Raw genomic sequence first — 20,039 nt, 5'->3', positions numbered from 1 at the left:
ATTAACGGTTAATGGCTCAAATAAATCAGGTGGTTAGCTTTAAAGTTAATCGCACAGAGCAACATTTACCCTGTGCGTAGCAGTTTATTTGTATGGACTTATATTTGATAATGAAAAATTAGTTTGCATTATTGTTTTACCATCAAGCCCTTTTAATTTAAGTGAAATCGCAGGATCAGGCTTTTGCCAATCAATGCTTAAATCACCATAGTTCACTTGATGCGTAAAATCGCCGACACGATGTTTATTTGGGCTAACGTCTTTCCATTTCTCTGTTAGGCCAGAGCTGGTCATTTCAACTAGTGGATAATCTAGGTCCTCACTATACTTTGATATTTCACCCCAGTGTGTATCACCACTTACAATAATGACTCCATTCACTTTATGTTTTTTGATCAGAGTAAATAAACGATTTCTATCCTCTGGAAAATTAGCCCAAGATTCCCAGCCCGTAAAGTCTGGTAGTAATTGTAAACTCGAGCTAATCAACTTTATTGTTGCTGGCTTTTTAAGCTCTTGTTCAAGCCAGAGCCACTGGGCCTCTCCCAACATTGATGCACCCTTAACCTCTGTTGAGCTATACGGTCCTTGATTATTCGCTTTGCGCTGAGTGTAGTACTGCGTTTCACTCACGTGATTAAGTTCGTCCCGGTTCCAGCGTAAATCAGGCATTATCACCTGCACTGTTTGCTCTCCCTCGCCATACGTGTACGAGGTATAAATACCATCAGGACGGGTGCGCCGTATTGAATCTTTTGGTTCATCAAAAAAGTCGAGCATGATTTGACGTGACTGCTCTTTGTGTGGGTACTCTTTCCCGGCATCGTTTTGACCAAAATCATGATCATCCCACATGGCAATAATCGGTGTGTTCGCTTTTAACGTTTTAAACCCTGGCTTTGCACCCAACTTTCGATATTTATTAGCAAGCACGGTCATATCATTGGTATCACCGTAAATGTTATCCCCTAAAAAGATAAACAAATCGGCATTTTCTTTATTGATCGCATCAAATATTGGAATTGCTTTATCTTGATGGCCACACGAGCCAAACAGAATTTTGTGCGGAGCTATTGCAGCAGCTGCGCTAAAACTGAAAAATACACAGGTTAAGAGGGCTGTTTTAAGTTTTATCATTTTAAAATCTCGTTAATCGCAGGTGCCATATTTGGGTTAAGTTGCTCTGGGTTTTGCCCTAAGGCTTTTAATACAGTAGCTGCAACTTGTGCTTGTTTAAATTCTTGCTCTGCTCTCACTAAACCAGCTTGCTTTATAGCCGGCCCCATTGCTGCCAGCCATATGTGCTCAGAGCCAACAATCCCGTCAGGAAACGTTTTACGACCTTGTTCTGATTTAGCCAGTGCACGTTTTGAGCTATGGTGCTGCCAATTATTGGCATGACTGCCACGGCCATGATCTGTAGTAACAATCAAGGTAGTGTTATTCTTATAGCCATCGGTTGTTTGTAGCGTTTGCCATAAGTCCTTAATAAACGCATCGCTTTGCTTAGCCGATTTTAAATAGTGATCGTAGTGGCCGTCATGGGCAAAATCATCGGTTTCACCAAGACTTATGACTAATAACTTGGGCTTTTTAGCAAGTAAATAGGCTTTAGCAAAGCGATAAGTAAAACTGTCTAAACGTACATTATGCCATGGACTGGGGATCTCATTTTGCATGGCATTGAGTAAGTGCGCATCATCTGATAATTCATCGTCGATAGGCATAAAACCCGCGTTTACGTACACGCCGCTGCGCTTATCATTAACGATATAAGGAAACACATCCCAGCTACCAAATAATGCCGTTTTATTTTTGTATGCAGGCTGCTCGTGTAAAAGCTCCAAAATGGTTTTATTTGGGTTATAGTTTTTATCGTTACTGTTAATGCTCTCATCAACAGTACCGGTTAAAATTTCGTTATACCCTGGGTATGAAAAATACCATGGGTTACTCACCGACACACGCGAGCTATTTTCTCTATCGCCTATAATAACGCCCTTATTTGCCATTGTTTGAGTTATAAATGGCAGCAATAATTGCTGGCGTTGTTTAGGGTTGTTATGCCAAAACTCATTGTTTAATTGTTCTTTATTTTTTACAAAATCCACGTTGTTTATTAATGCTATGTCAGCGCCAGTAAACACTTCTTGCCAACGTACGCCATCGAGTGTTACTAACACCACATTTTGTGCGGCATTTGCCAATGTACTCGTTATAGTAAGTAGCCCTAGCACTGTTATTTTTATTAATGTGTTCATGTTATTACCTTGAAAAGTAAAAAGCCCATCATTGATGGGCTTCATGATTTATAACTAATCTTTAAAAGTTAGCAGTAAATGTCAGTGCTGCAGTACGTGGCGCACCAATAAAGTAGGTAGAGCCATTACCAGTACCGCCGCTTAGGTATTGTTTGTCTGTAACGTTAGTTACTGCAAAGGCAATATCAATTGAGGTAAATGCGCCTGCATTTACTTCTGCGTAGTAGCCTGCGTTAAAATCAATCACTGTGTAACCATCAACTTCGTTACGAGCGCGAGTTTGCTCGTCAGTCCATGAGCCTAAGCGCTCACCAGTGTATTTAGCCGAAATACCAAAACGAAAATCACCACTGTAGTAATCAGTAGAGAGCACAAACATGTCACTGGGTGAGTCAATTACATCATCACCGGCTCTAAAGCTTGGGCCTGCACCATCAATGAGTTCGCCATTAGCGTATGAGCTTGGGTCATCTGATGCATATTCAGAGCTATTATTAGTATACGATGTATAGATATTCCACTCGTTAGTTAGCATATAACTCGCGGATAACTCAAAGCCTTGAGATTCAATACCACCCACATTTATGTATGAACCATTAGTACCAATAGTGTAATCAATACCGCTGGTGTCACTGCCTGGGGCAATAAAAGTAATACGATTTTCAAATTCAATTGAATAAGCAGTGGCTGTTAAACTTAAGCGGTCAACTTTGTAACGTACACCAAAATCAATATTTTCAGCCGTTTCTGGCTCTATGTCTGTTAGTGCTGAGCTATCCCGTTCTAAAACACCGTCTTTAATTGCAGCAAAGTTTTCGCTGTAGCTGGTAAATAACTCAGTGCTGCTATTAAGTTGATAAAGCACACCGGCGCTAAATAATACGTCTGAATCACTATTGATTTTATCCGAGGTTATATCGTTAAAGTGATCGTATTTTTGTAATTCAACCAAATATTGCTTAGCACCTAGGTTTAGGGTGAAATCCCCTAATGCCATTGAGTCTTGGATATACCATTTAAATGTATCAGTATCAAAGGTGTTTTTGTATTGTGTCCAGTATGGCGTGCTATCAAAGTGATGATATACCCGAGCATCAATGACCTTGTGCCAATCACGCGATTCATCACGCTCTGATTGCTCATACCAAATACCCGCTTCAATGTCATGCATACCAAACGTTACGCTATAGTCTGCAGTTAAACCTAAACGGTTTTTATCATAATGAGTATGGCGATACGACATAACCGGGGTTGCTGAATCGTCATAACACGCTGGGTTTAAACCAGGGCCTGACTCCCACGGCCAACTTAGGCTCTGCGTGCAGTTAGCATCAGCTGCAAGTGGGTTACCGTCACTGTCTGCAAACCCGTATGAACCTGCATTCGAGCCGCCTTCTGTTGTAGGGTTTCCTTCACCATCAACTGGAGATGTTAAATACGGCGGGATCCAATCTCCTCGGCCCGAATTTTTATGATAATAAGGGCTAATTGTCAGTAATGATGAAGGTGAAATCGAATACTCAAACTTTACGTAACCAAGCGTATTTTCACGCAGTGTTCCCCAGCCTTCGGCAAACATTTGGTCAAAATGAGGAGTGCCCGTCCAATTCCAAGTTAATTGATCCCAATCGGGTGTTTGGGCAAATTGCTCAAGACTGACACTGTTGTAGTTAGTTTCGCTAACATCATCATACGATAAACGGCCAGTAACCGTTAATGCATCAAAGTTAGAAACAAACTTAGCTTCAGCGTGTTGATTGTCTTTACCGCCATTACTGCCATCGCCAATCCAGCGGCTGGTGTCTGTTTGTGAATAACTCACATAAGCTTGGGTGTTATCAAAAATAGTACCGGTTTCATGCTTAAAGTAATAACGCGTGGCGTCGTGATCGCCATTGGTGTAAGCAAATGTGGTGCTTTTATCAAGACTTGGGTCTTTACTCACAAAGTTGAAAGTACCGCCCAGTGCTTCAAGCGATGCAGAGGCGATATCAGAGGTTCCTTGACCTACTTCTACAGTGGCAAGGTTCTCACTGTCTAGGTAACGGTTCGCTTTTGCACCGCCACCGTAATTTGAGCCACCATTAGGTATACCATCAATGGTCATACCCAGTTGTTGTTGGTTCGCGTCAATACTAAAACCACGCATGGTAATCGTTGTTGACCAATCATCACCGCCAAAGGCGTCACCTTCGTTTATGCTGATCCCAGGTAAATTATCGATCACCGATAACACACTAGACACCGAACTTTGCTGCTCAAGCATTGCAGGCTCAATAACGTTATTTGCATAGCTGGTGGGTTTTGCTACCACCGTTACTTCTTCTATTTCATTATTAGTGGCAAAGCTATTTGAAGAAAAAGCTAATGCGATTGCTAAGCTCAGTGTGCTTTTATTTTTAAGAGTGTACATCATTGTCCCATTTGCAATTATAGTGTTGTAAACGGGAACATTATGGTGATAATAAGTGACAGAAAAACGTGTTTTTATTTACGTAACAGTTACCAAAATATGTACTATTTATGGCATAAAGAGTTATTTATTCAGTTTTGACGCAAAATCATGAATCTCACTCTTTGGTAGTGCAGGTGCATAAAGCCAACCTTGTGCTGTTTGAATACCTAAACATTTTACCCAAGCAAGCTCCTCTTCAGTTTCAATACCTTCAGCTACAACCGAAAAACCAAGCTGTGCAAAGATCTCTGCAACTTGCTGGTAAAGCACCTTGCCAGCGGGTTGTTCACATTGCAACAAAAACTGGCGATCTAGTTTGACATGTTTTACTGGGAAGTTAGCCAACATTGATAAGCTTGAATAGCCTGTACCAAAGTCATCAAGTACAGTTTCTATTTTACTATCGCGCAGTTTTTCAATGTGTTTAGTCACTAAAGATTGTTGCGTTAAATAGCTTGATTCAACAATTTCAATTTTAACTTGATCAGGAAAATCAGTGAATAAATCACATATTTTATTGATCATTGATTCACTGGTTAATACATCAGGATTAACGTTGATACTGATCACTGGCTCAAAACCTATATTCTGCCATTGCCGAAGATCTCGCTGAGCTTGTTCGATAACCCAGTGATCTATAATTGCTGTTTGCTTATGGGCGATTAAGGTGTCTAAAAAGTAAGGCCCCGTTATTGTACCATCTCTTTTTACTAACCGTAGCAGCGCTTCAAACCCATTCACTTGGCCTGTATTGATATCTATTTGTGGCTGATAATAGAGCGCCAAGCGAGATTTAGAAATTGTATTAAGCACATCGGTAAGGCGACCCATTGAGTTATTTGTTTCTCGTTGCTGTTGAATAAACCGCTGTTCAGATTTTGCAGCGAACCGCTCGCTTACGTTCAATTGGCCACTGAGTTTATTAAATGCTAGCTGAAAGTCATTGCGTTCACTGCTTAACTTTAAAAATGGATAGTAAATACATGCATTACAGATTATTAAAAAAATCTGCAATATCGGCGCAACAAGATCGGTGCCAACCAGGCTGCCGTTTATAATTGTAGGGGTCATCCAGCTTATAGACACTTCTTGATAACCTACAGCGCCAACTGAAATTAAAAAATAACTCACAATAAAGTTAAAACAGGGTGCCAGTATAAAAGGGACTAATAAAAGCGGATTTAAAAATACAGGCAATGCAAAAAGAATGATCTCACAAAAATTAAACACCGAAAAAGGCAAAGATAAACGCGCTATATTTTTCTCATGACTGGCATTTGACATAAAAAATGCGGCAAGGATCAAACCAATAAAACAACCAGTTCCCCCTATTAGTACAAATGTGTCGTAAAAAGTTTTTGCTGTTAAACCGGGAAATATATCAGCATCTAAAAATGCTTGGTTAAACATCATTGAGTAAACGTTGTCGCCATGTACACCGAAAAACCAAAAGCCATGTATCATCACCATACGTTTAAATAGTTGCTCAGAAACAGAGCTGCCACTTTCCATAGGAACTAAGTAAACTAGTAATGTCTGCATTACCTGTTCAATGATCGGCACTATTACAAACAGAGCAAAAAATGCGACTGTAAACGGCATGATCAGCATTAACTTTTCTTTCAAAAAACCACTAATAAGGCTTGAATCAAAATACTTTTGTGGCAGGAGCCGATAAGATAGCATTAACAAGTAACTCGTCAATGAAGGGATTAAAATGGCGTATGCTGATGCACCAGCAGCATCAACATAGACGCCATCAGTACTAAAAACGAGAAAGTTACTATGAATAGTAAAAGAGATTATTGCCAACATGCTGCCAACAACAGCACTGTGCCCTAAATTTTTTGATAAATGATAACCAACAGATAACACCACCATAACCGGAAACAACAATAAAATTGCACGGGAGCTCTTTTGGACTATTCCATAAGTTGAATCTGCTGATGACAAAAAAGAAAAATTAAGGGCAACATTGAGAGCGAGAATAGCTAATGCAGAGCAAACAAAATAAGGTAATAAAGCGATAAAAGATTCACGTAAAGATAGAACAAATCGCGAATGCGCAAAGCGTGTAAAACCATTATTTATGTACGTAATAGCCGCCAACTTTTATTCTCATTGGAATGTTTTATTAGATTATAAGTTAATTATCTCTAAAAAGTTAGTTAATAGCTTGGCAGTAAATAAAAATCCCCTTTTAGTATCAATCAAGTGCAGTATTTTTGTACTGCACTTAGTGATTAATTCTCGCTATTTACACTAATTCACTCAACATAGAATCATCATAAGCCACTAACTCTTCATCATTAGTCACTTTGCTGATGTAATCAGGGTTTGCAATAAATGGACGTCCAATTGCAATCAAGTCAAATTTATTGTCGCTAATTGCCTGCTTTGCTGAATCAAAACTGTAACTACCAACGCCAACAAGATTACCAGTATAATGGGCTCTTAAGTATTCTGAAGTCGTTTGATTATCTAAGCTTGCAAAACGCATGCTGTCGTCAAAAATACCGCCGTGTACGTACGCTAGTTCACGTTCATTAAGGGCTGCCAATAAATAGTCAAATACCGCTTTGTCACGGCTATCTTCTTCCATGTTAAAATAAGCACCAGGAGAAAGTCTTAGCGCTGTTTTGTCTTCACCGATAGTCGAGATAACAGCATCAACTACTTCAAGCGCAAAACGCGACATATTTTCTGGCGTTTGTCCGTACTCATCTTCACGAGTGTTTGCTGTATAATGTAAAAATTGATCAATTAAATAGCCATTGGCTCCATGAATTTCCACACCATCAAAGCCTGCTTCAAGCGCGTTTTCTGCTGCTTTTGCATAATCTTCTACCAATTGCTTTATCTCATCAACGGTCGCGGCTTTAGGCGTTTGGTAAGTTAACTCGCGCATTCTTGGCACAGAGCCTTCAACACCGATAGCCGAAGGAGCTAACACATCACCACCGTCAAAAAAGTAAGGGTGTGCTACACGGCCAACATGCCACAGCTGAGCAAACATCTTACCGCCTTTCGCATGGACTGCATCGGTTACCTTTTTCCAGCCTTGTATTTGTTCACTGGTAAATAACCCCGGCGTATTTGGATAACCTTGGGCATCTGGACGAATAATTGTAGCTTCGCCAATTATAAGACCGGCATCTGCACGGCGCGCATAATAATCTACCATAGCCTGTGTTGGCACTAAATTATCATCGCTCATGCAGCGGGTGAGTGGCGCCATCATCACGCGGTTTTGTAGTTCAATGCTGTTATTTAACTTGTAGGGAGTTAGCAAATCGGTAGTCATTCTTGTGTTCCTTATCTTGAGTGTACATTCAAGATAAGGTCGTTAAAGCAATTATTCAAGTCTATTTTGAATATTTGTTCAAGATTAAGTAAACTGATACCTTTTATTAAGTAAACATATTAATAGTAGCGAGAATTTATGAGGGTAGCCGAGTTTGACCGCGAGTTTGTGTTACGACAAGCTATGCTTGCATTTACACAATGCGGGTATGCAAAAACAAGCATGCAAAAGTTAACCCAAGTAACTGGGTTGCATCCGGGTTCTTTATATGCGGCTTTTAAAAATAAAAAAGGCGTATTCTTAGCAGCTATAGAACAATATCAAACCGACAAAAATCAGCAATTCAATGCTTTATTTTGTGCAAACACACTCGTTTTACCAAGCTTACGCGCATACTTAGAATTAGTAGTAGCGGAGTGTTTAGGGGGTGATAGCATGAAAGTATGCTTACTCACTAAAAGCATTACAGAGGTAGAAGGACAAGATAGCCAGATTAGCAAAGTTTTAAGCGATAACTTAAATGTCTATGAACAAGCCCTCGCTTTTCAACTTAACCGTGCAATAGAGCAGCAAGAAATAAGTACAAAGCGTTCAGCTGAGCAACTTGCTCGCTTTTTTGCAATGAGTTTATACGGACTTAGAACTTACGCCTTAACAAATAATAACCCCAAAGACATTAACCAGCTAGCTGATGATTTATTCAACGCCATTAGCAATTAATTTTTAAGCAATCGACAAGCTGTCATATTTTTCAATATACTAATTAAGACGACAGCCAAACAAAAGTGAGCCTTTATATGAATAACGCAACAGCGAGCGCAACCGAAAAGTTTGAAACTATCTTGGGTTTAGGAGCAAAAAAAAGACTGGCATTTATGTTTGAAACCGTACAAGAGTTTAAACAAGTTTGGATATTAAACGACGATGATGGATGTGTAATGCTCGCAAACGAAGATGACGACTGCGTTCCAGTATGGCCAGAACGAATTTACGCAGAAGCATGGGCAACTGGGGAGTGGGAAGGCTGCACAGCAAAAGCAATTAGCATTAAAGACTGGCAAAGCCGATGGACCCCGGGCCTAGAGCAAGATGAGTTACTGATTGCCGTATTCCCTACAGAAGAAGATGACGGCACTGTCTTGTTTCCTGATGAATTTGACTCACAATTAAGAGCGAAAAAGAAACGCTTTTAATTTTCCTAATGTAAAAAGCAAAAAAGCGACCTAAGGTCGCTTAATCTTATTAACACTTAAACAATAACAGATAGAAAAGCTATTTGAGTAGACACGAGCCTGACACAGAATTCTGAACACCCTCTTAAAGACACCATAATTGAATGGGTAAAGTCTGAGCTAGTACATATTATGTTTCGTTTATCTCCGGATAGCCAAGAGTTGTCATAGAACCCAATTCATCAATAATTATTTCAACTTCATTACCTTCATCACTTTCCTTCATAAGCCTAGAGCCCACTGGATAAATAAGCCTTTGATTTGTTGAACCTCGAAGCCTTAAATATGTGTTTCGTAATGCTTGTTGATAGCGCCCTGATATAATTAAGTCGCTATTTTCATATAAAGTTGTCCAATAACCTTTAAGCTCGAGTTCTCTTTGTTCAAAGCCGGTATAAACAACGCTTGTTAAATCCGTTTTTTCCTTTATCCTTTTAATTAACCAAAGTGTGTTATCAGCTTGTTCAAGCGGTTCACCTCCCAAAAAGGTAACACCACTGATTTCAGGCGTATTTAAAATTTGTTGATATAACTTTTCCCTATGTACAAGGCTATTTTCTCTATGTGGCCACATTTGAGTATTCCAGCAGCCTTTGCATCCTAAGCTGCAGCCTTGAAGCCAAATAGTAAAACGAGTACCTGGCCCATATATATGCGTGTGTGGCTCTATATGGCTTAGATTAAATGAACTTTTAAACTTGGGTGTATTAAGCATAAATTAAATGTGCCTAATACAAACAAGCTGAACTTTGCCATTAATGTGCTTTTCTTTTACGCTAAAACCCTGAGCTTGAGCTTTTGCTATTGCTTGTTGCCGAGTTGCTTCTACCCTAGCCTTTCTTTGCTCTTCAATTTCTTTTCTTTCTAATTCGGCAAGTTCTTCTAAGTGACGCTCATATTCACACAAATATTCTTGCTCCAGCTCTGATAAGAATTCAGCAACTTTTTTATAATGCTTCGAACCTAGAACTCGTGCATTATATTGATCAGAATCATGCCTCAATACCCAAAGTTCGCCTTGCTTTCTAAAGTGCTGATGTCCATTGTAATCAACCCTATTAGTAGCTATGTCACCACACTCGATATTATTAAACCCCATAAAATCGTTTACGTTATTTTGACAAACATATTGGGGCTCACACCCCAACTTAATTAGTGCCTGAAAAAGTGCAGTATCTAGTACAAAAGGCGTGGTGGTTTTAATAACAGCACTCATTAGTCACCTCGCTTATTTTCGACAATATTAAGTGCTTTAACCGTTTGTGATTGGTGATATTCATCAGTCTTTTTTAAATTAGTAATATTAATCTGTTCACCAAGAAGCTCAACAACTGCAGCTATACAAGAGTCACCTTGAAACCCTTCAGTTTTGGCATTGATTTGGCCTTGCTCATCAATCGTTATAATAATTTGTTGCTCAGGCATGAATATCACCATTTTTTAATATGCAAATTGTTGCTTCTAATCGAGATGCCTCTTTGAGCGCAACCTCATATTTATCTAATGATTTAATCACTAAGTAGCGTTTACCTTTATCTTGCATTAATGAAAAATCATCAACTGGTAAATCTTCTGAAGGCCAAGTAATTTTTAACTGTTTTTTATCTTTTAGCCCGAGTTGTTTATCAAAAGATTCATTTAAGCTTTGTACTTTTGGTTTGTTTTGCTCATGACGCTCAAGTTCATCAATAACCGTTGCTAAACGTTTTTCAAGATTATCGGTATTTTTCTCAATATCTAGCAGCTCTTTATAAACTTTGCTGTGTTTAGTAAATAGATGGTTGTGGACTTGGTATAATTTAGCGTGCTTCTTTCGATTTTCTTTATTAGCAAAGAATTGTTTGGCGCTTTTTAACTCTTCGGCCTCTTTTGGCAATGTCGCTGTATTGCCTTCTATTTCCTCACTTCTGTAAGTTTTAACTTCCTCACGGTACTTGCTTTCTATTTCTCTGAGTAATGTTTCTAGCTCTGGTCGCTTATTGTTAATACGTTCTTTCGCTTTGCTCACGTCCTCACGTGCTTGTTGTTTATTCGCCGATAACTGCTTATTTTGTTTATCCCACATATGTTCTTTTTCAGCCAAATCGATCTGCTGAGCTATTTGCATTTTATTCTGATTTATTTCTAATGATATTTGAGAAAAGTCATCTTCTGCCTTTTTTCTCTCAGCAGGTGTTGAATGTAAAAGGTTAAAATTTTTGAGCTCATCTATTCTTCCAATCAGTTTTTTACGCTTCTGATCTTGCCCCAAAATAAATTGCTCCAATAAACTTGCAAATGAGCGGTCGCTACTTTCAGTAAGTTGTTTACTTAAGTTATTTAGCATGCTTTCTACTTCGGACAATGATTGATGCCAATGATTATTTACTTTATCCCACTTACCTACCAATTCATCATCAGTTGCGTTTTTAGGGCAATAAGGAGGATGAATAACTCCTGTGAACATAATATGTTGTGCAGCAAACTTATCAGACCAATTAGTTTGATTCGCAAACAAAGTTTCTGGAGTTTCACTCAAAAACTCTTCGATTGATTGGCAATATTTTTCTTCCAAAGTGATAGCTTTACGTTCATCTATGGTCATAAGCTCTTCATTTGAATTATTAGCAGACACAAAGTTAACATCAACAAGCTCAGATACTTTTGGTTTTAACGCCAGCTCCCAACAAGCCAGCTCAGTAGCTTTATTAATTGATTTAGTCACATTATTTTTTTGAGGTTCATCAAGCTGAATCGCCCAATTTACTTTATCTGCAGAAAATTCGTTAGGGAGTAACCAAACGACTTCTTCACTTCTTTCATCATCTTTAGCTTCATAAACAATATTAGGGTAGTTAAAGTCAGTTAAAACTATATTTACTGAATTTTCTTTTGCGATACAATTTAGAACAGAAAATTGCCGATTTGAAATCAAGGTAGCGTACTCTTCAAGCTCAATTTTATTTGATAAAGCTAATGCGTTAACTGTCGATATCGCTGTTATAAATGATTTCTTATCGAAATAACTATCTAATTGATATTCATCGTTTAAGACAATTTTGACATCTGCTCGTTGAGCCTGACACTTTGACTCACCTAGGTATTCATGCTGTGCATTATCCCAAAAGTGTTTGCAGAAACTGCGGTAACTATCATCAATTTGATCTAGTGAAAGAGCCACACAATAGCCATTGTCATTTAACTCTGTGATAACTACACCGCGTTTATTAAAGTACTGATGATCACTTAAAAATATTGCCCCTGCCTGAGCAACCCCGGTTCGAACTAAACAACGCGATTTTAGCCGATCGATCGCTGTTTTGTTTTGTGCATCATCACCTAAACATAAGTACACGCGTATGGCAGGTTGATTATCAACGAGTAACTGTATCGTTTTGATAATCTCACTATCAAACAGGACATCTGCAGAAATAATTAAAGTATGCTTTGTCTCTTCTATCTGCTGTATCAATTTAGCTTTGTTAAATACAGTAACAACATCACAATCATAAACCGATTCGGTATTAGTATTTTTAGCTACGAATTTACTGCTAAGCTTTTGTTCACTGAAATCTTTTTCAAATTGAATTTCTTTTGGTGCTAATGTTATCATTCCACACATTCCCTGTTATATTCTTCAACAATGTCTTGAAGATATTGTGGTAAATCCCTCTTGTCTAAGGGAGTGAAAGTCGGTGTGCCATGCACGACCCACTGCCCATGTTGCTCGCGAGCAAAGTCTAAACTTGCACTGACCTTCCAGCACTTTAAACCTGCCAATGTGAAAAATAACCAGTAGCGATCATGGTTATCTGGAGATTTATTAATAAATTTAGGCTGCCAACTTTCAGGCAATTCCTTTTTGTACATTTGCTCAAGTGTTACAAACACCCCATCAGATACACCTGTTTTTTTCGCTATGCTTGTTAAAAGGGCTTGTTGATGAGCGGTTGTGAAATAGCGATCTGAAATAATAATATTTTCTATGGTTCTATCATTGGTTAAATGGTTGATGAGTTTTGTCAATTCGAACTCGGCGTTATCATCTAATGTTAAAGCAACGCCATAATCAGCTGCTATGTGTGGCATTAAATCGAAGCCTGCTGCTGCTTGCCAATAGGCAGTGGTTTTACCTTCAGCTCCTAATATTGCTAGCATCTTATCAACCTGAATAGGTGTAATATCATGTGCTATTAGTTCTGGTTGAGAAAGCCACTCCAATTGCGATTTTTCTGCATGTATCAACGCTTTATGTTTTTGCTGATAATAATGTTTGCACCATGCTTCTAACCATTTTTCTCCATCACCTGAATTCATGGGTGAAATTGACAATGGCTGATGCTCTTCTATCTCAAATGAGCCAAAACTAGTTGAATTAACTGTTTTAAAAGGGAGTTTTTTTAACGATAAGTCGTTAAGCGTATTTTTCTCATCAATAGTTTCATTAAAAGGAATAACAAAAAACTGCTTCTGATTATCCCACTTGCCATTTAGCTGCTTACCTATACTGTCCATTACTTCCATATACTGGTTGTGGCTGGTTGGTAAATTAAAAGAAACTTCTTTTTCAACAATAGTCGTTTTGCCTCCTTTTCCATTATTTGGTATCTCAATATTTAATTTACCACTAAGAGTAGCTTTACTGTGATCTTGTAACTGCCACTTTAAAGGCAAGCTTGAATTCCCTTGCGTATCACATAGCACTTCAATGCTTTTAATTGCAACCTTAACCGACTCAATTGAGATCGATTTATTATTTTCTATCGCTAGGTTGGTAGTAATAGCCTGCTCAGATAAATATCGATTGATATCGCCGCGATAACGTCGATATTTATTAAGCTCTTTCGTGGCAAAAGCATCAATACGTTGTATTAAAATTGGGGCTTTAAACAATAATTGGTCATTTTCTGCAAACCAAATGTGATACAAGCCCCGCTCCAATGTTGGTAACAATGCTGTATTCATAAATTCTTGGCCCTTGGCCGTTAACTCATTATTGCGATCGATTAAAGCTAATTTTTTTAAGTACTCAACTAATCTAATAGGCAGTTCTTCTACTTTTTCAAGCGCATCAGCAATATCCTGTCGCTTAACGTAAACCTCTATCGTTCCCAACAAAGGGAGGCATACTAAATTAACCTTTCGGCTTAATGTAAACAAAGGACCATTAGATTTACTACGTGTTTTTTTAGAAGGGTGTCGCATGTTTTCAGGATGACCTGTTCTAGATCTATCCTTGGCAATATCTGGTTTTATTTTCTGTAATTGTTCTTGCAGTGACGAATTCATTTTACTTTCCTTGGTAAGAGCGCTTTAGCCAGATTCTTAAGCTCAGTAGTTCGGCTATTATTCGCAAAATAATCATAACAACCAACAATCGCTAGCTGATAACGAGCACGTGTAATCGCAACATTAAGACGATTAGGTGAGTCTAAAAAACCATCGCGATAATTATTCACCATAGATAAAAAAACCAAATCAGCTTCTTGCCCTTGAAAATAATCAACCGTAGCTAATTTAATAGGCTGTCCTTTATACTCAAATTGACTATATTTTTTATTATTCCCCGGGAGTTTTTGTAACTCTTTTCTTAACGCTGCTTCTTGCCCCTTGTAAAAGGTTAGAATAGCAATACTATAAAGCTGCCCTTCGTCATTTACACGACCTTCCCCCCAATCACAGAACTGTTTTAATTCTTTAAGGATCTTATCAACTTCTGCTTTATTTTTGTTATGACTTACTTGTGCATGCTTACTATGTTTAGGAATATCCAGCCAAGTCGCATGTGATTCAAACCCCTGATATTCCCACTCTCTATCAATAGCAACACTATCACCGTTTTTAAGTGACTCACCACGATAGAATTGCAGCCCCGGGAATTTAGAAATAGCTGGATGCATTCGATGTTGGTAGCTTAGCGTTGTATGACGTTGCTGCTTAATACTCGGGGTAAAACCTGAGTTAAGCGTATGCGAGATATCTTGTTTTCGTTTTTGTAATCCATTACCTGATAACGCTTCTAGTACAGAGGGAAATGCCACTTGTTGCAGCTGAAAAACTCGCCCTTCGCAAGTTTCACTTTTCGGCAAAAGGCGCTCTATAGTTTCCTTATAATTTTTAGTTTTGTTATCAAAATTGTGTGATAAACGTAGCCAATATAATCTTTCTAATCGCCAACAGACCTCCTCAGCCCAAGATTTTTCTTTTAATTGTTTATTAAAGTGCTCTGCCACCTCTGACATTCCGTTGATATTAGCGCCACGACTATGAAGCCTTTGAACGTTATCAAATAATGCCTTATGTGAAAATGCGTGAGCACTCGAATGCCAATCATCTGATAGCCAAATGCTATCAGCGGGTACAAAGCCATTAATTTTTTGCAAGCAATTATCCGCAACAAAACACAGGTTATACACCCAAAGTAAAATTGGATTCGAAGCGTATTTCTCTATATTTGATGTGTCGATCACTAGGATACATTTATATTCTTCGTCTATTTTTATTCTTTGCGCAAGCTCGACCTTTAAGGCTCTAGCTTCTTGTGGTGAAACAGTTTTAATTAATTGATTTGAATATGCATGATGGCTTTTCTGCCCTGCTCTTAACGTTTCCAGTAAAAAGCATGCTGTTTGCAAGTTTTTATCTAACGTTTGCGAAGCGTGCCCTTTTCTTCCAGGGTTTAATATAAGGTTTTCGAGGTTTGCGACTATTTGCTCTCTATCAGTAAATGGGGAGAGTTGGCGGATATCTCCAACTAATATATGTTTAGCCGCATAGCGGGCGGGTACCAAAAATTCCTGAAAAGGGGTTTTACTACACTCGTCTATAATCATCACATCGAAAGCTGGTTCATAAAGAGGTAAATTGACCTCTTTATCGTTAAATAATCTCATTATACCTATGGTGGTTCCACATATGAGGTTCGCACTTTCGACTAATATCTGTTTACTAGTATTTTCACTTTGAACCAAACTATCAAATTGGTAATGTTCAAGTCCTTGAGCGTTATGAGTATCTCCTATTCTAAGTGCAAACACTTCATTAGTAAGTTGTTTACTGTCTATCCGCTCTAGAACATTATTTATTGCAGCATGAGTTGATGCTGTTAATAGTATTTTTTTACCTTGGCGAACTAACTGAACAATAAGCTCTAAAATAGACGTCGTTTTCCCTGTACCGGGAGGGCCATCAAGAATTGCAAAATCAGGGGTAGCTAATGCTTTTTCAACGAACTCACGCTGTTCTTGACAGCCTTTAAAGCGAATATCCGTCAAAATCTTCCATTCGTTCTCTTGAAGAGGCTCCGGCTCTATATGCTGCCAAGGTTTACTCGTTTGGTCTTTAAATAAATTAAGTAATCCATGCTGTTTTGAGTGAGGAGCAGACGTTAGAGCAACTAATGCATCTTGTTGCTTACGTAGTTGAGAAATATCAGCTTTGGCCTTTATCGTTTTATGCCTAGGCAAAATGCTTTGCTGCTTAGTTTGTTTTGATTTAGCCAGTAATAACTGTTTCTCTTCACTATTACTTTTTATTACGTGAAATGATTCGCGATTATTATTCTGGTTAGATTCCAAAATAATCGCGTTCTCACTAAAAAAATAATCGAGTGCAGATAGACCACTATCATCGCTATTTTTTGGTTCAATTAACTGTATCCACTGCTCTTTTGTATTTTCTTCTTTAATATCAAATTCAAGATCTGGATGAGTACCTAAACTACAATGACTTAATTTTGTTAGATTGCTTCGTTGTGCGGTAATAGTGACGTTAGTACTGTTTAAAGAGAGCTCCCAATCACATTGTTTTAATGATTTTCCTTTACTATCAAACAAGCTCTCAAACGTTAAGTTTTTAAGCTCACGTGCGGTGATATCTTCAATTTTAGCGCAATCATAATTAGGTTTCTTCGCTGAAATAACTAACCAGTTAGTAGCTTCCTTTTTTACATGTGTTGCCAATTCGGCATCCGAAAAAGCTTTTATGGTCTCAAACTTTACGGTTAAATCATTGAGCTTGGCTATTCCTTCTTTTTCATTTAACTGCCCAAACAGATTTACAACTAAATCATTACAAGTATCGATACTGTAACTTTTTTCATCCACTATTACTTTGTCCGTGGTTATAACAGTAAGGCTCAAGGGTACTAATGAAATTGTATAACCTAGCCAAACTATTGAAGTAATAACTTCACTGTGTTCTATTTTAATTTCACAAAAAGTATTACGCACTCTGGAATCAGTTACTTTAATTTTTTGGCTTTTTTTACCTTTGCCCACTGTTACGGGCTCATCAAGGTCAACTTCAAAGTCATCATCCAAGTCAGCGCTGTTTAATCGATACCAATCTTTATCTGGGTTGATTAAGCGAATTCGAGTAAGGGGTACTATTTGATATATTTTTTGCTTTGGCTTAATAATAAATTGCTGTTGGGCAAGCGCTTCCCATTCACATGTGACTTCTTTATCTTTAAACGCTGAAATACTGTTAGATAAATAATTACGAAAAGGGGTTAGACCATCGCGCACTTTGTCTTGAAATTTCGACGACTCTGACTCATCACCGCAAAGTGATAGATAAAATGGATTCATAACAGATTACTCGAAAGGATTTTCTATTTCAGATTTTAAGCGAGTCATTGATTTTGATTTATCAGTGATTACTTCAGGTGTTTGTGAGCTTGCGCGCACTGCTCGCCCTTTGACCCAAGAACGAGTTTTATCGATCAGTTCGTGCATAGTCATTGATATGGGCGTAGTTACTTCAATCGCTGATTTGATATGTTCAAAGTTAATATCGATGCCATCGTCAAAGGCCATAAACAAAGCCTCTTTGATTACTTCCTCTAACTCAGCTCCAGTAAAGCCGAGTGTGAGTTGAGCAACTTCTTTTATCTCAACTGGAGTTAAATTATCTTCTCTATTTCTCTTTTTTAAATGGACATTGAGAACATCTTCGCGCTCTTGTTCAGTGGGTAAATCGACAAAGAAAATCTCATCAACACGGCCTTTTCTAAGTAACTCTGGGGGCAACTGCGCAATATTGTTAGCTGTTGCAACAACAAATACAGGCTTTTTCTTTTCTTGCATCCAAGTCAAAAAGCTGCCAAGCACTCGCGCTGAAGTACCTCCATCTGATGAACCAGAATTTTGAATCCCTGATAATCCTTTTTCAATTTCATCTATCCATAAAATGCTCGGGGATAATGTTTCTGCTAACTGAAGTGCCTCTCGCATATTCGATTCTGATTGACCTACAATACCACCAAATATTTTGCCTATATCTAATCGTAGTAAAGGTAATTGCCAAGCATTCGCTATCGCTTTAGCTGCTAAGCTTTTACCTGTACCAGGCAAACCTAATAAAAGTAAACCTCTTGGCTCCTCTAAACCAAACTCTTTTGCGCTTTCGCCAAAAGCAAGCTTTCTTCGTTTAAGCCATTTTTTTAAGTTGTCAAGACCACCTATATCATCCAACGTGGCACTTGGATGAAAGTACTCTAAGTGTCCTTGCTTTCTTATGACTTGTTCTTTTTCTCGAACAATAGTCGAAATATCAAGTTCATTTAATCGCTGATTTTCGCAAGCAATCTTAGCAAATGCTAACTGCGCTTCACTTGTAGATAACCCCAATGCTGAATTAAGAAACTCAGTACTGAAAGAGCAATCTCGCTCATCTAACTCAAACTTTTGTTTTGCCTGCTCAGCCAGCTTTTTTAGTTCTGACTGGTTAGGTAAAGGCATTTCAAAAACTTGGGTATCTTTTACCAACTCTGCAGGTAAATCAAAAACAGGTTGTGACATGATTATTGTTACGTTCTCAATTCGACGGCCAGCAACCGCTACAGCAAAACTTCGTAAACGTGAAATATTTTTATGATCGTGAGTGCCTATATGGGGATGAAAGTCCTCAAGGAGTAAAATACAGTTAACTGGAGTGGGCAAATCATCATTATCTCCAATTACCCACTCAAGTACTTCGGAGGGGGTATCTACATCTTCCATTAGTTCTTGTTGACTAACCCCTTTTCTTAAACCTTTACAGCTATCCCAAATGAAAGCTTCACAGCTCAAAATATCAGCAATTGAGTTAACTGCGGCCCTAATTCGAAGGGTATCATGACTAATAATTTGTATAAGGGGTGCACCGGCTTTCACAGCAAGTGTTATTTGTTTTTTGAAATCCATAGCTATCCATACAACATAAAAAGATAAGTTTTATAGCCAAGTAATATTCCTATTTCCATTTGGCCTTTCAGAAAAAATACTAAATTCTTTATAACTATTCAATATTTAATTTAATTATAATAAGTACTTAAGAAAAATGTCATATAAAAAATATTTTTTATTCTTGTTTGTAAACATATTACTTATTCCTTTACATTACTGCTAATGCTTTGTCCGTTGCTTGTGCAAGCGCTTTAAAAAAACGCAAACACTTTTCAAGCTCATCTTTTTTAATTATTTGTGGTTGAGTAGTATCAAGCTGTGCACGGTGTACGGCCTCACCCCGTTTAAAAATCCATTTATTCAGCTGCTCCCTGGCATCTTTCGGTAACACGTTTGGCCATATCCACTGCTCGGTAATATCTACACCAAAAAACTCTTCAAAAAGCTTTTTGGTTTTATTTGAATTTGGATTATGAAAAAACTTCAAACGCTCATGTAATTGTTTTTCTGCAAAGTCGCCAAATTGAGAGCCTTTAATTAAGCTAAACTTGGCATCAAAAATTTCAGTTACCACATCTTCAACATAGGTTTCCCATGCTGTTAAGGTCATTATCAAGCTCGCTTTTTTTAAAACATCAT

General features: G+C 38.1%; 15 protein-coding genes. 2 read left to right on the top strand and 13 right to left on the bottom strand.

Annotated elements, in window-relative coordinates; all coding sequences use genetic code 11:
- Positions 1-84: 84 nt before the first annotated feature.
- The 5 genes from ACFI4Z_RS14870 to ACFI4Z_RS14850 form a co-directional block, all read right to left on the bottom strand.
- On the bottom strand, positions 85-1,137 hold the full coding sequence (locus ACFI4Z_RS14870) for an alkaline phosphatase D family protein (RefSeq protein ID WP_462671272.1): 1,053 nt from the start codon (positions 1,135-1,137) through the stop codon (positions 85-87).
- Positions 1,134-2,261: an alkaline phosphatase family protein gene (locus tag ACFI4Z_RS14865; protein ID WP_462671271.1), complete on the bottom strand. Its 1,128-nt coding sequence runs from the start codon at positions 2,259-2,261 to the stop codon at positions 1,134-1,136. Before ACFI4Z_RS14865 ends, ACFI4Z_RS14870 begins: the two co-directional genes overlap by 4 nt.
- A gap of 61 nt (positions 2,262-2,322) precedes the next feature.
- Entirely contained in the window at positions 2,323-4,674 is a 2,352-nt protein-coding gene (locus ACFI4Z_RS14860) for a TonB-dependent receptor domain-containing protein (RefSeq protein ID WP_462671270.1), read from the bottom strand.
- Positions 4,675-4,797: 123 nt separating this feature from the next.
- A complete protein-coding gene (locus ACFI4Z_RS14855) occupies positions 4,798-6,825 on the bottom strand; it encodes an EAL domain-containing protein (RefSeq protein ID WP_462671269.1) in 2,028 nt (675 codons plus the stop codon).
- Between the two features lie 148 nt (positions 6,826-6,973).
- Complete coding sequence (locus ACFI4Z_RS14850; protein WP_462671268.1) at positions 6,974-8,020, bottom strand: alkene reductase; 1,047 nt, start codon at positions 8,018-8,020, stop codon at positions 6,974-6,976.
- 138 nt (positions 8,021-8,158) lie between these two features.
- Between ACFI4Z_RS14850 and ACFI4Z_RS14845 the strand changes: the two genes are divergently transcribed.
- Together ACFI4Z_RS14845 and ACFI4Z_RS14840 are read left to right on the top strand one after the other, a co-directional pair.
- A complete protein-coding gene (locus ACFI4Z_RS14845; RefSeq protein ID WP_462671267.1) occupies positions 8,159-8,740 on the top strand; it encodes a TetR/AcrR family transcriptional regulator in 582 nt (193 codons plus the stop codon).
- A gap of 77 nt (positions 8,741-8,817) precedes the next feature.
- Positions 8,818-9,213 carry a DUF2750 domain-containing protein gene (locus tag ACFI4Z_RS14840; protein ID WP_462671266.1) on the top strand — a complete coding sequence of 132 codons (396 nt, stop codon included), beginning with the start codon at positions 8,818-8,820 and terminating at the stop codon, positions 9,211-9,213.
- Positions 9,214-9,382: 169 nt separating this feature from the next.
- Here the strand turns inward: ACFI4Z_RS14840 and ACFI4Z_RS14835 are convergent, their stop codons facing one another.
- From ACFI4Z_RS14835 to ACFI4Z_RS14800, 8 genes are all read right to left on the bottom strand, one after another.
- The gene (locus ACFI4Z_RS14835) at positions 9,383-9,967 is read right to left on the bottom strand and encodes a 4Fe-4S single cluster domain-containing protein (RefSeq protein ID WP_462671265.1); all 585 of its coding nucleotides are present in this window, start codon (positions 9,965-9,967) and stop codon (positions 9,383-9,385) included.
- 3 nt (positions 9,968-9,970) lie between these two features.
- Positions 9,971-10,468: a hypothetical protein gene (locus ACFI4Z_RS14830; protein WP_462671264.1), complete on the bottom strand. Its 498-nt coding sequence runs from the start codon at positions 10,466-10,468 to the stop codon at positions 9,971-9,973.
- Positions 10,468-10,677 (bottom strand): DUF2997 domain-containing protein, encoded by a 210-nt coding sequence (locus ACFI4Z_RS14825; RefSeq protein ID WP_462671263.1) that lies wholly within the window; start codon positions 10,675-10,677, stop codon positions 10,468-10,470. The genes ACFI4Z_RS14830 and ACFI4Z_RS14825 overlap by 1 nt, the downstream gene beginning before the upstream one ends.
- Positions 10,670-12,844 carry a hypothetical protein gene (locus ACFI4Z_RS14820; RefSeq protein WP_462671262.1) on the bottom strand — a complete coding sequence of 725 codons (2,175 nt, stop codon included), beginning with the start codon at positions 12,842-12,844 and terminating at the stop codon, positions 10,670-10,672. The genes ACFI4Z_RS14825 and ACFI4Z_RS14820 overlap by 8 nt, the downstream gene beginning before the upstream one ends.
- Complete coding sequence (locus ACFI4Z_RS14815; protein WP_462671261.1) at positions 12,841-14,520, bottom strand: hypothetical protein; 1,680 nt, start codon at positions 14,518-14,520, stop codon at positions 12,841-12,843. Before ACFI4Z_RS14815 ends, ACFI4Z_RS14820 begins: the two co-directional genes overlap by 4 nt.
- A complete protein-coding gene (locus tag ACFI4Z_RS14810; protein ID WP_462671260.1) occupies positions 14,517-17,822 on the bottom strand; it encodes an AAA domain-containing protein in 3,306 nt (1,101 codons plus the stop codon). The genes ACFI4Z_RS14815 and ACFI4Z_RS14810 overlap by 4 nt, the downstream gene beginning before the upstream one ends.
- 6 nt (positions 17,823-17,828) lie before the next feature.
- Positions 17,829-19,418, bottom strand: a complete 1,590-nt coding sequence (locus ACFI4Z_RS14805) for an AAA family ATPase (protein ID WP_462671259.1) — start codon at positions 19,416-19,418, stop codon at positions 17,829-17,831.
- A gap of 190 nt (positions 19,419-19,608) precedes the next feature.
- The coding region (locus tag ACFI4Z_RS14800) for a HEPN domain-containing protein (RefSeq protein WP_462671258.1) at positions 19,609-20,039 on the bottom strand (431 nt) is incomplete at its 5' end.

Source organism: Pseudoalteromonas sp. RWi3 (assembly GCF_054960735.1).
The sequence above is the reverse complement of the archived record's forward strand: the minus strand, read 5'-3'. Positions and strand labels throughout refer to the sequence as shown.

Coding starts and splice junctions, on each gene's coding strand:
- ACFI4Z_RS14820 (WP_462671262.1), bottom strand. CDS start 12,844: ATGATAACATTAGCACCAAAAGAAATTCAATTTGAAAAAGATTTCAGT.
- ACFI4Z_RS14805 (WP_462671259.1), bottom strand. CDS start 19,418: ATGGATTTCAAAAAACAAATAACACTTGCTGTGAAAGCCGGTGCACCC.
- ACFI4Z_RS14865 (WP_462671271.1), bottom strand. CDS start 2,261: ATGAACACATTAATAAAAATAACAGTGCTAGGGCTACTTACTATAACG.
- ACFI4Z_RS14845 (WP_462671267.1), top strand. CDS start 8,159: ATGAGGGTAGCCGAGTTTGACCGCGAGTTTGTGTTACGACAAGCTATG.
- ACFI4Z_RS14825 (WP_462671263.1), bottom strand. CDS start 10,677: ATGCCTGAGCAACAAATTATTATAACGATTGATGAGCAAGGCCAAATC.
- ACFI4Z_RS14870 (WP_462671272.1), bottom strand. CDS start 1,137: ATGATAAAACTTAAAACAGCCCTCTTAACCTGTGTATTTTTCAGTTTT.
- ACFI4Z_RS14835 (WP_462671265.1), bottom strand. CDS start 9,967: ATGCTTAATACACCCAAGTTTAAAAGTTCATTTAATCTAAGCCATATA.
- ACFI4Z_RS14860 (WP_462671270.1), bottom strand. CDS start 4,674: ATGTACACTCTTAAAAATAAAAGCACACTGAGCTTAGCAATCGCATTA.
- ACFI4Z_RS14830 (WP_462671264.1), bottom strand. CDS start 10,468: ATGAGTGCTGTTATTAAAACCACCACGCCTTTTGTACTAGATACTGCA.
- ACFI4Z_RS14810 (WP_462671260.1), bottom strand. CDS start 17,822: ATGAATCCATTTTATCTATCACTTTGCGGTGATGAGTCAGAGTCGTCG.
- ACFI4Z_RS14840 (WP_462671266.1), top strand. CDS start 8,818: ATGAATAACGCAACAGCGAGCGCAACCGAAAAGTTTGAAACTATCTTG.
- ACFI4Z_RS14850 (WP_462671268.1), bottom strand. CDS start 8,020: ATGACTACCGATTTGCTAACTCCCTACAAGTTAAATAACAGCATTGAA.
- ACFI4Z_RS14815 (WP_462671261.1), bottom strand. CDS start 14,520: ATGAATTCGTCACTGCAAGAACAATTACAGAAAATAAAACCAGATATT.